The following is a 12,128-nucleotide window of genomic DNA, read 5'->3' on the forward strand; positions in this document are numbered from 1 at the left end:
TATAGATTGTGTAACCTATAGCATTGATAGAATCAAAATAATAATCCTATATTCCATTAATTGTTTTCGTTCATAATCTTAGTAAAGCTATCTTGTAAATGTAATATAGTTTGCTTTTGCACAAAGAAACTATTGACATTAGCAATTAAATGTGCGCTTGATTCCATAATAACCTCATCAATTTGTAAGTTATTTTGTTTCATAGTAGTTCCTGTTTCTACAATATCAACAATGCCATCGGCTAGGCTAACTAATGGTGCTAACTCTATTGAGCCATAGAGCTGAATAACATCAACAGCTATTGCTTGTTTAGAGAAAAAACGTTGCGTGATATTTATCATCTTTGTGGCAATTTTTATACGTGGTTTAAGATAGTTAATCGGCTTTCCGCATTCGCTGCCAAGCACAACCTTGCATTTACCAATGCCAAGATCAAGCAAACGAACAATCTGAATATCTCGCCTTTCTTCCAACACATCTAAGCCTACCACGCCCAAATCAGCCGCACCATAATGGACATATGTAGGGACATCTTGATTGCGCACTAGTAAAAATGTGAAATTCTTGGTTTGTAATATAAGCTTTCTGTCACTGAATAGAAATTGCTCTTTGAATACTTGCGAAAATAAGTTAAGCGTATCATTAGCAATTCTGCCTTTTGGGAGTGCTATGGTAAGCATAATTCTCCTTGATTCATTAAATAGCCTGCTACAAAATTTCTTTAGTGTATGGCATTTTTATAATTCATATAAACTTATATACTTGCATAATATTTATGCTTTTATTCTGTATTTGTAGTGTTTATGTGGCCACATATACTATAAGCAAAATATGAATTGTTAGAATGTAACATCCTTTGGGTTTAATTCTAAAGTATTGCTTTTTATTGTATTGCCAATACAATAACTAGCTATATAGGCTAAGTCCATAATTATATTTTGTTGGAACTACCTAGTATTTTCATTCTTTCTACAATAACCTTACTCATAGCTTCCATACCTGGTGCAAAGAACTTGCGTAAGTCAAATTGCCCCTTATCTTTATTTGCTAGCTTGCGAACTTCAGCAATAAATGCTATACGTAAATCTGTATCTGTATTTACTTTATTGATGCCGCCCTTTACTGCTTCTTGCAAAAACGAAAAAGGTACACCTTTGCTTGAACCAATATCGCCCCCGCTTTCTTGGAAACTGGCTCTAACATAATCTGGAATCGCGCTAGCACCATGTAAGACAAGTGGAACCTTGGTTAACTCTTTAACTAGCTTTAGCCTTTCAAAGTCAAGTTTTGGTTCTCCTTTGAATTTAAATGCTCCATGACTTGTGCCAATAGCTGGAGCAAGATAATCAACTTTAGATTCTTTAACAAACCTTTCTGCTTCTTTTGGATTTACTAACACAGCATCTTTTTCATCAACTGATATATTATCCTCAATACCCATAAGTCTACCAAGCTCTGCCTCAACGCCAACACCATTTTCATGCGCCATTTGCACTACTTTATAGGTTTCAGTAAGATTCTCGTCAAAAGGATGATGAGAAGCATCTATCATTACAGAAGTAAACCCAGCTTCAACCGCTTTTTTACAAGAATCAAAACTCGTTCCATGGTCTAAATGCAGAGCAACAGGAATATGAGGATAACGTTTACACATTGTTTTTACCATAGAAACAGCCATATCTATGCCCATATATTTGATTGCCCCTTCGCTTGCTTGCACAAATATTGGTGAATTTGCTTCATTGGCGGCTACAAAAATAGCATTAATCATTTCAAAATTGACAAAATTAAAAGCACCGACTCCATAGCCTTCTTTATTCGCCTTATTTAGAATCTCCTGTCCATAAACTAGCATATATTCTCCTTGATTAGAAGGGATTTAAAGTTATTATTGTAACAAAAATATAAGAGTTTGAGTGTTGTTAGATTTTTCAACTCTTATTGGGAATTTTAAGTTAAGGGTTACATTAGTATTTTGAGATATTTTAATAAATTAGTTTTGTATCTAATCTCTAAATATTTCATATCTAATGATATATATCAAAGGGTTGAAAAGTCAAGCATATTTATAATATATAGCTAATTTTATTATTTTCCTTCAAATAGGGCTTTTCTACCAAGATTCCCATAGCGGTGAAATGCAATGCTAGCAGCCCTTTCTGTATGATAATATAGAAGCTCAAAGTATCCATTGTCATATGGTTTATGATTAGCAATGAGCTTACCATGAGCACCCCCTTCTTTAATTAGCTTCTTACATATATCACAGTTAGAATCTAGATTACCTAGATAACGGATTAACTCATGATTCCCAGCTATCTCTATGAAATCTCTTTCACTTTGGTAATCAATGCTTACATTTTGCAAACACATTGTTTTGCTATTCTCTAATACAAATTCTAATGCTTTACTAATTTCTGTTGCTTTGATACTTAATGTTAGTTTAGTATTGACAATTTCACAAGCTGCTATAATTTTTAAAATGTCGCTCAAAGTATCTTCTTTTCTCACCCTATATATTACTGACTTCACTGGGACATAATAAAATACATTATCTTCTCCGCGGATATTGACCACATCTCGCTGTTGCATAAATTCATTTTGATTGTAGTAACCATAGCTTTGTATAGCCTTAAGTACTTTCTTTATCTCTCCTTCTAATTCATGACCAATTAAGTCAACTGATACAAAGTGATAAAACCTATCCTCAAATGTTGTATTGCTATGTGTTGTATCAATCTCTTTTGTTATATTTTTTTTGGGTGTTATATCTACAAACTGCGTTATATAATTATATCCTCCAGCCTTTCTACCAAATCCAACTGATGATTTGTTAATGCCACCAAAAGGCTGTCTTAATACAATAGCTCCTGTAGTTGGTTTATTGATATATATATTTCCTGCTTTTATATGTCGCATATAATGCTCCCACTCTCTTTCATCAAGAGATTCTAATCCTCCAGTTAGACCATATCCTGTGGAATTAGCAATGTGTATAGCATGATCTAGATCCTTAGCGCACATTACGGATAAAACAGGAGCAAAAAACTCATTGAGATGAGATAGACTTTCCTCTTTTACGCCATATTTAATGCAGGGTTTCATAGCATATGGATTATTGTCTACAAAGCTAGGTTTTAATACCCATTGCTCTCCCATTTGCAACTTCAAGCCCTCTTTGACCTTTTCGCTAATATTATCGCTAAGGTATCCTACTTTATTCTTGAAATCAAATGGTGACCCCACATTTAGGCTTTGCGCAGCATCTACTAGTGTGCGAGCAAAGTTTTCGTCCTCATAGACTTCTTTTTCTAAGATTAGCAACGATGTTGCGCTGCATTTTTGTCCTGAGTTTGAGAAGGCTGAATGTATAATGTTTTTAGCAGCTTGGTCTCTATCTGCCATTTTGGTTACAATTGTGGCATTCTTTCCTCCAGTTTCTGCACTCAAAAATATACTTGGGTTTTGCTCTAAGATTCTATATGCTGTATCTTCTCCGCCTGTAAGTATAGCAAAATTAGCCTCTGGCAAGACGAGCTCATTTATATCCTTGCCACTTGCAGGAAGAAAAACTAAATATTCCTTTGGCAACCCAGCTTCATAGAAACACTCACATAACATGCTGCCTGTGATACATGAGAGATTTGAAGGTTTATAGATTACTCTATTTCCACTAGCAATGCTAGCTGCAATGCCGCCTACTGATATTGCTACAGGAAAGTTCCAAGGAGTAATGACTGCGCCTATACCTTTGGGAGTGAAATCATAATTACTATGCTCTTTTAGAATCTTTTGCATACTATGAGGATAAAATCGCAAGAAATCTATTGCTTCGCTAACCTCCGGATCGGTCTCTAAAAATGTTTTGCCAACTTCTAGGGCTGATATGCCTATTAAATCACCTCTTTTGGCTGCAATAATTTCTGCTGTTTTAAGTAGGATTTGTCCTAGTTCATCAAAACTTAGTTTCTGCTTTGCATTTTTTAGGAATGATATAGCTTTTGCGATAGTTTTAGTGCTTGCGTTGTGGATAGTGCCAATTATATTATCTCCTCCTTTTGCTTTAATTTCTCGAGCATTTGAATTCTTTGGTCTATCTTCGCCAATGACTGGCGTAATAGTAACGGCAGAAAAATTAGTATATTTGTGTTTAATGTCATTTGCCCATTCTCTATTGCAAGCAAGTATAAAGTCTGTATCAGGCTCGTTATGAAAAGTTTCTAAATTTGCCTTGCTTGTGAAAGGGGCTTGCAGTCTATTCTGATTTCTGTAGCTTTCTGTGCGAACAGATTCCATTTTTTTTAACGATTCTAAGAATATTTGTTCTTGTTGTTTCCATGCAGCAGAGTTTACCTCCAAGTCAAAGGAATACCGCATAAAATTGTCCTCGCTTGTATTCTCATCAAGTCTTCTTACAAGATATGCTATTGCGTTGTTAAAGTAAGCATCGCTACATACAGGTGCATATAATATTAATGGGTTGGTTTTTGAAACTTCTAAACCTGCTCTGACATTCATGCCCTCTAGCATCTCAAAAGTAAAAGATTCATATGCACCTGCTTGTCTTATACGAGTCATGGCATAGGCAATTTGGAATATATTATGTGAAGCAATACCGATATTGATATATTTAAAGTTAGAATCTTCTAATACATAATTAAGCATTTTGTTATAATTAGAGTCTGTATCAACTTTGTGTCTAAATGTTGGTAACTCCCAACCTTTTATGCTAGCAGTAGTTTCCTCTGACGCCATATTTGCGCCTTTTACTATACGTATCTTAATTGGAGGTTTGCCACTTTCCACTCTAGCCTTAGAAAAGTCTACTAACTTCTTAAGATATTCATAGGACTCTGGTATATAAGCTTGCAATACGATACCAGCTTTTATGTCAAACTTTGCAATAGATTCCATAAATGCAACCACAGTTAACTCTAGATCTTTGTATTCCTCCATGTCTAAATTAATGAATTTCTCATTACCGTTTTTCTTTTGGGTTTGAGCTATGTCATAAAGTTTATCTAGTCTTTTTACTATCTCATTTTTGGAATATTCAAAATCAAGTATATTTATTTGTGAAAAAATTGTTGTTATTTTAATAGACATATAGTCTATGTATTTCGAGTTAAGTGCGTCTTCATATTTTTGCAAGCGATAATTTGCTTCTAAATTTCCTAATACTTCCTCTCCAATCAGATTCACATTCAAGCCTATACGACGTTCTTTCCTCTTATCTGATTTTTTTTTTAGTGAAATTGGTTTTTCATCTAACACTATTTTTTTGGTGTCATTCCTTAGATTTCTAATAAACAATGGCACACTTATAGATGGCACGCTTTTACCAATGCCAAGAAAACTCTGCAACAGTATTCTCTCAAATGATGAAAAAAAGTCTGCTATGCCATATCGTTGTAATGTGTGTGAGATAAATTCATACGCCGTAAAACTGTCCTTAGACCTAAAACTCCTATCAAGCAATTCAATTAGCATAACCTTGCTTTGCGGATTTTCTAACATTTTCATCATTCTTTTTCGGAATCTTTTTTCAGATTGACTTAAATCTTTGTTGATTTCGTATTGCAGTTTTCTTGCTAGATGTAGAGTTTCTTTTATGGTGTCTTTCATTATTTCTCCTTAGGTTAATATACTAGGTTATTCTATCTTAAAAGTAACATAATTATTTAGATAAATTTATGACAAACTAGTTAATCATGTCTAACTTAAATATAATCTTGTAACCCTTAATTTTGTAATCTTTAATCAATACTTAGCCAATAAACATAGTAAAATTATTGCTTTTATTATTTAGCTAATCTTTTTAAAGACTTTACACAAAGGATTCTCTATAATGACTAACAAGCAAAGCTACAATCCTAAAGAAATAGAATCAAAGTGGCAAAAAATCTGGAGTGATACAAGAGCTTTTGAGCCAAAAGATGACTTTTCGCAGCCCAAGAAATATATTCTATCAATGTTCCCATATCCAAGTGGTGCTATACATATGGGTCATGTCCGCAATTACTGCATTGGCGATGCTATAGCTCGTTATTATCGTATGTATGGATACAATGTGTTACACCCAATAGGCTTTGATGCTTTTGGTATGCCTGCTGAAAATGCTGCAATCAAATATAATGTTCACCCAAAAGATTGGACATATTCCAATATGCAAACCATGCTAAAAGAAATGTATTCTCTTGGTTTAAGTTTCTCAAGTGATAGAGTAATAGAGACTTGCTCTCCGATATATACAAAATACGAGCAAGAATTCTTTATACAAATGTGGAAGAAAGGCTTAGTATATCGCAAAAAAGCTCTATTAAATTGGTGCCCTTGTGATTTGACTGTATTAGCAAATGAGCAAGTTATTGATGGAAGATGTTGGAGGTGTAATACTGAAGTGGTGCAAAGGGAAATGCACCAATATTATTTTAGAATTACAAATTATGCAGAAGAGTTATTAAGAGATTTAGATTCCCTTGAAGGGCAATGGCCCCAACAAGTCATAAGCATGCAGAGAAATTGGATTGGAAAATCAGAAGGACTAGAGTTTGATTTTTTGCTTGATAAAGTTTCCCAAGATATGTTAGATTCTAAGATTACCTCGATAAATGTATATACTACTAGATGCGATACTATTTATGGGGTTTCTTGTTGTGTCATTGCCCCAGAGCATGAGATTGTCAATATTTTGATAGAAAAAAATCTCTTAGATTTAGAATGTGTAGAGGCTATTAATAAGATTCGCAACCAGAGTGAGAGAGAGAGAGCTAAAGATACTAAGCAAGGAGTAGCACTACCACTTTATGTTATTCATCCATTAAATGGAAAAAGGTTGCCTGTATGGGTAGGCAATTTTGTTCTTATGAGTTATGGCTCTGGTGCTGTAATGAGTGTTCCATATCATGATGAGAGGGATTTTGAGTTTGCCAAGAAATATAATTTGCCTATATTGAAAGTTATAACTCCTAATAGCGGCACAAACATCGATGCAACTTCACCTTATATCCATGATGGAATCCTATGTAATAGCGATGAGTATTCTGGTCTTACAAGTGAGCAGGCTAGGGAGAAAATTAGCATATTTTTCGAGCAAAATAGTAGGGGAAAAAGAGTTACAAAATACAAGTTGCGCGATTGGGGAATTTCTAGGCAACGCTATTGGGGAACTCCAATTCCTCTTATACATTGTCCAAATTGTGGTGTGCTAGAGGAAATAAATTTGCCTGTTACATTGCCTGATGATATAAAAATCACAGGTGAGGGCAATCCTTTAAATAGACATTCTACCTGGAAAGATGTAGTATGTCACAAATGTGGAGCTAAAGCTACTAGAGAGAGCGATACTATGGATACATTTGTTGAATCTAGCTGGTATTTCTTGCGCTATACTACACCTCCAGAGCTATATGAAAAATTGGCATTTAGTAAAGAATCTTTGGATTATTTTATGCCTGTAGATCAATATGTGGGTGGCATTGAACATGCTATATTGCATTTACTATATGCTAGATTTTTTACTAAAGTTTTACGAGATTTGGGATATTTATCATTTAGTGAGCCATTTAGCGCATTGCTATCACAAGGTATGGTGCTAAAAAATGGCGCAAAGATGTCCAAAAGTCTGGGCAATATTGTAGAGCCAAAACACATTATAGAATCTTATGGAGCTGATACAGCTAGGCTTTTTGCTCTTTTTGCTGCACCTCCAACTTATGCATTAGAGTGGAATGATGAGGGTGTGAGAGGATGCTATAAGTTTATCAATCGCCTTGTAGATAGAAAAGATCGTGTGCAGAAAGATGCAAATTTATATGACATAAAGTCTATAGATTTGAGCAAGGATTCTAAGATCGCTCGTTACAAAGTTCATGATGCCTTGCAAAAGTATCAAAACGTTTTTACTAAAAAGCTTGATGGTTATCCATTTAATGTTGTCATTGCGGCTTGTATGGAAGCACACAATGCAATTTCTGCACAAAATGATGACTTGGTTTTTACAGAAGGGTATTATATATTGTTGCATATATTGGAAGGATTCATACCACATATAGCAAGTGAGTTAAGTCAAGAGCTATTTAATATGGCAAATTTTAGCCCATTAAAGGTAGACCATAGTGCTTTTATTCAAGATGAGATTAGCTATGTGGTTAGTGTAAATGGCAAGAGGCGTGCTGAAATATCTTTGCGAAGTGATTCTAGCAAAGAGGAAGCAATAGCAAAAGCAAAGCAAGTAGCCAACAAGTGGTTGACTAGTCCTATTAAAAAAGAAATCTTTGTGCAAAATAAGCTTATTAATTTTGTGTTATAGAATATTGCAAATTTATCTTCTTAAGCATTTAGATTTCAGTTTAATGCTATAATTAATTTATCTACAATTTAGCTTAGCGTTATTTTAATTACCTTATTATTTTTCATTCAAATAATGATAGCTATTTAATAAATCTCAATGTAAGATTATTTACAAAGTTGGGCTTGATTATAAATGTAACCAATCTTGATTTTGACAATTTCACATGTTAGAATCAAGAGTTATTTTTGTGATAGGGGAATATATGGGAAGAGCCTTTGAATACAGACGAGCTGCAAAAGAAAAGCGATGGGATAAGATGAGCAAGGTATTTCCAAAGCTTGCTGCAGCAATTACTTTAGCAGCAAAACAAGGCGGTATAGATCCAGAGATGAATGCTAAGTTACGTACAGCTATCGCCAATGCTAAAGCTCAAAATATGCCAAAGGATAATATAGAATCCGCAATCAAGAGAGCTAGCGCAAAAGAAGGTAGTTTTAGCGAAGTCTCTTATGAGGGCAAGGCAGCAAATGGCATATTAATATTTATTGAGTGTGCTACTGACAATCCTACAAGGACTGTGGCAAATATCAAAAGCTATTTTAATAAAACATCAGGAGCTAGCCTACTTACAAATGGCTCAATTGATTTTATGTTTGAACGTAAAGGTGAATTTCATATAGATTTAGGAAATCAAGATAGAGATTTTGTTGAGCTTAGCTTAATTGATTATGGTTTAGATTCCCTGCAAGAATATGAAGTTAGCGATATTTACGCTAATGAGTCTAGTGGCACTAAGCATAAGAATCTTTATATTGCTCATTGTCGCTATGAGGATTTTGGCGAGCTTGCAAATGGACTAGAATCACTAGGCATTATGCCTATATCATCAAAGTTAGTTCGCATCCCCACAAATCCAATCACTCTTACAGAAGAGCAAATTTTAGATTTAGAAAAACTTCTTGATAAGATTGAAGATGATTCTGATGTCCAAGCGGTCTATACCAATCTCTCCTAATTACATTCCAATCAAATATGTTAAATGCTTATAATCTTTTGTTTTGATTCTAAACGCTAAAGGTGCGAATTGTGTTTAAGCAAGTTTTTCCTCTACTAAGTATTTTATTCTTTCGATTCTTGGGACTTTTTATCGTTTTGCCAGTCATATCCTTGCTTGTTTCCACAATGGAGCATGCAAGTATTATTAATGTAGGCATAGCCATAGGCGCACCATATCTATTTCAAGTGATATTTCAACCATTATTTGGCCGCTGGAGTGATAGATATGGTAGGAAACCAGTTTTATTAATAGGCCTTGTAGTATTTTTAATAGGATCTATTGTTTGCATGCTAGCGGATTCTATCTATTACTTAATAATTGGTCGTTGTTTGCAAGGAATGGGTGCGATTGGCGGGATATTAACTGCATTGGTTGCAGACTGTGTGCCTGAAGAAAGACGCACGCATGCTATGGCAATTATGGGTGTTGGAATCTTTGCTAGTTTCATTGTGGCTATGATTCTTGGCTCATTTGTTGGTGGCACATCATATGGACTTGGCGGGCTATTTGGACTTAGTGCATTTTTAAGTTTTGTATCAATAATTATTGCAGTATATTTTGTTAAATTCAAAGATAGAATTACTTATTCTTATATACTAGATTCTAGTATTTATAATAAAGAGATTACAAGGAGCATTGTAATTGCTTGTGCCAGTAACTTCATAGAAAAATTTCTAATGATTTTTACTTTTTCTATAGCTCCTATCGCGCTTAGTTTGTATATGGACAAATCAAACTTCTATGCTGTATATATAATTGCTGTATTTTTTGCAATTTTGTCTCTAGCTCCAGCCTCAATATTTAGTGAGAAAAAAGGTAAATCCTTACAGGTGCTATCTATAAGCATTGCATTGTTCTTTACATGCTATTTAGGATTAGCATTATTTATTGAGAATGTAGGAATATTTTCATTTTGTTTTGTTTTATTTTTTATTGCATTTTCCATACAGGAGGCATTGTTACAAAGCTTAGTTAGCAAATATGCTAAAGCTAGCGTTAGAGGAGCAGTCATTGGAGATTTTAGTGCCGCAGGATTTGCTGGAAGCTTTTTTGGGGCTATGCTTGGAGGAGTCTTTCATGATTACTCAATTTTAATTGAGTGGCATAGTATTATATTCTTCATTATAGCAACTCTTATGGTTATTTGGGGCTTTGTAGCAAGGAAGTGGCTTGCTAATCCGCACAATGCAAAGATGCTATATATTCGCACAGAAGATATTGCTATTCCACAAGATTTAATGCGCTCAAAGCTTGAATCATTCTTAAGAAATGAAAGCATAATTGAGTGGTATGAGAATGTAAGCGAGAATATTATGATTATTAAGTATCGTATTGATAGGATTAGCCCTATTGATATAACAAATCTGCTTAACCTACAACAAGCAAAGAATCATAAATAGAAATTTGTGAATAATTTTGCATTAAATTATTATAAGGATAATAATAGTTATACTAAATTCTAAGTAAAAGTGATAGAATCTAGCCATAAAACTCCATAGTATTAAAATTTTCAAGTTTTTATGAAACATCAAAGCTAAATCATAATATATAATTAGGATAAATAAAGCATTGTTACTAAATAGCTAGGAATTTAGCGGAGATGTTTATGGCAAGAAAAAAGATATTTTGGCTTAATTGTCTAGTTATAGTGGTAGTGGCGTTTAATCTTCGTGCTCCCATTACTTCTGTTGGTGTTATTATTGAAGTTATTAAGGAATATTATTCTCTTAGTTCTGCTATGGCTGGGCTGTTAATCTCCTTGCCCCTTATTGCCTTTGGTAGTGTTTCGTTTATTGCTCCATATTTTGCACCTATTGCAACTCTTATGTGGGGAATATTATTTATTATATTTGGTGAAATCTTGCGTAGTATCAATGGTGAGATTGGGCTATTTGTAGGAATGTCTTTGCTTGGAGCAGGAATTGCCATTGGCAATGTGTTACTGCCTAGCTTTGTTAAGCAGAAATTCCCAGATAAGCTTCCACAAATGATGGGCTTATATAGCTTAACTTTAAACCTCTCATCTGTTGTAGGAATTGCTATTAGCCTTCCATTGCTGTATTTTCTTCCTCTGCGCCTAGCCTTGTCATTTTGGGTTATATTTGCTTTGCTAGCTCTCTTGATATATATTCCTCAAATTCGCAATGGTAGAATTTTTAGGGCTAAACAAAAATTAGTTAGCGCGCCAAATGTATTTAAACATAAAAGCGCATGGATTATCACTTGCTTTATGGGGTTTCAAGGCTTCATAGCTTATAGTATTTTTTCTTGGTTTGCATCTATGGTGATTTATAGTGGCTACTCACAAGAGGTTGGTGGGCAAGTTTTGCTTGTATCGCAGTTAGTAGCTGTGCCAGTTGGGCTATTTGGTCCATTGCTGCTAGCTAGATTACGCAATATCTACAAAGCTCCATATATTGCTATATTATGTCTTTGCTATATTGTAGCATTATTCCTTTTGCTTATATTTGATTCCTTATTTGTGTTTTATATTAGCTCAATATTGATTGGCATTCCTATGGGCGGTGTGTTTGGTATAGTTTTACTTTTTATGTCAACAAAAAGTCAGAATGTCTTCATAGCTGCTAGGCTTTCTGCTATGTCGCAGGGTTTAGGTTATCTTATTGCTTCTAGCGCGCCGCTAATTTTAGGCTGTCTGAATGATTATTTTGGAGGGTTCAAAGAAGCTATTATATTGCTAATATTTGTTAGTTTTATTGTTTGTATATTGGGGCTTCTAGCCTATAAATCGCCCATTATTACTATGAGATCATAAGG

The 12,128-nt window shown here is 34.3% G+C and carries 7 protein-coding genes; 4 read left to right on the top strand and 3 right to left on the bottom strand.

Annotation, left to right across the window (positions count from 1 at the left end):
* Positions 1–56 precede the first annotated feature (56 nt).
* The 3 genes from hisG to LS73_RS04550 all read right to left on the bottom strand — a co-directional run bounded on the left by hisG (position 57) and on the right by LS73_RS04550 (position 5,625).
* Complete coding sequence (gene hisG / locus LS73_RS04540) at positions 57–680, bottom strand: ATP phosphoribosyltransferase (protein WP_034558470.1); 624 nt, start codon at positions 678–680, stop codon at positions 57–59.
* Between the two features lie 251 nt (positions 681–931).
* The gene (locus LS73_RS04545; RefSeq protein ID WP_034558468.1) at positions 932–1,855 is read right to left on the bottom strand and encodes a class II fructose-bisphosphate aldolase; all 924 of its coding nucleotides are present in this window, start codon (positions 1,853–1,855) and stop codon (positions 932–934) included.
* A gap of 233 nt (positions 1,856–2,088) precedes the next feature.
* Entirely contained in the window at positions 2,089–5,625 is a 3,537-nt protein-coding gene (locus LS73_RS04550; protein ID WP_104692231.1) for a bifunctional proline dehydrogenase/L-glutamate gamma-semialdehyde dehydrogenase, read from the bottom strand.
* 223 nt (positions 5,626–5,848) lie between these two features.
* Between LS73_RS04550 and leuS the strand changes: the two genes are divergently transcribed.
* The 4 genes from leuS (at position 5,849) to LS73_RS04570 (ending at position 12,126) form a co-directional block, all read left to right on the top strand.
* A complete protein-coding gene (gene leuS, locus LS73_RS04555) occupies positions 5,849–8,311 on the top strand; it encodes a leucine--tRNA ligase (protein ID WP_034558466.1) in 2,463 nt (820 codons plus the stop codon).
* Positions 8,312–8,555: 244 nt separating this feature from the next.
* On the top strand, positions 8,556–9,308 hold the full coding sequence (locus LS73_RS04560) for a YebC/PmpR family DNA-binding transcriptional regulator (protein ID WP_034558464.1): 753 nt from the start codon (positions 8,556–8,558) through the stop codon (positions 9,306–9,308).
* A gap of 71 nt (positions 9,309–9,379) precedes the next feature.
* Positions 9,380–10,750 carry an MFS transporter gene (locus tag LS73_RS04565; RefSeq protein ID WP_081955609.1) on the top strand — a complete coding sequence of 457 codons (1,371 nt, stop codon included), beginning with the start codon at positions 9,380–9,382 and terminating at the stop codon, positions 10,748–10,750.
* Between the two features lie 206 nt (positions 10,751–10,956).
* Positions 10,957–12,126: an MFS transporter gene (locus tag LS73_RS04570; RefSeq protein WP_034558888.1), complete on the top strand. Its 1,170-nt coding sequence runs from the start codon at positions 10,957–10,959 to the stop codon at positions 12,124–12,126.
* The last annotated feature ends 2 nt before the right edge of the window (positions 12,127–12,128 follow it).

Source organism: Helicobacter muridarum, from assembly GCF_000765805.2.
In the GTDB taxonomy this organism is placed as follows: Bacteria; Campylobacterota; Campylobacteria; order Campylobacterales; family Helicobacteraceae; genus Helicobacter_A; species Helicobacter_A muridarum.

Coding starts and splice junctions, on each gene's coding strand:
- LS73_RS04545 (WP_034558468.1), bottom strand. CDS start 1,855: ATGCTAGTTTATGGACAGGAGATTCTAAATAAGGCGAATAAAGAAGGC.
- LS73_RS04560 (WP_034558464.1), top strand. CDS start 8,556: ATGGGAAGAGCCTTTGAATACAGACGAGCTGCAAAAGAAAAGCGATGG.
- leuS (WP_034558466.1), top strand. CDS start 5,849: ATGACTAACAAGCAAAGCTACAATCCTAAAGAAATAGAATCAAAGTGG.
- LS73_RS04570 (WP_034558888.1), top strand. CDS start 10,957: ATGGCAAGAAAAAAGATATTTTGGCTTAATTGTCTAGTTATAGTGGTA.
- hisG (WP_034558470.1), bottom strand. CDS start 680: ATGCTTACCATAGCACTCCCAAAAGGCAGAATTGCTAATGATACGCTT.
- LS73_RS04550 (WP_104692231.1), bottom strand. CDS start 5,625: ATGAAAGACACCATAAAAGAAACTCTACATCTAGCAAGAAAACTGCAA.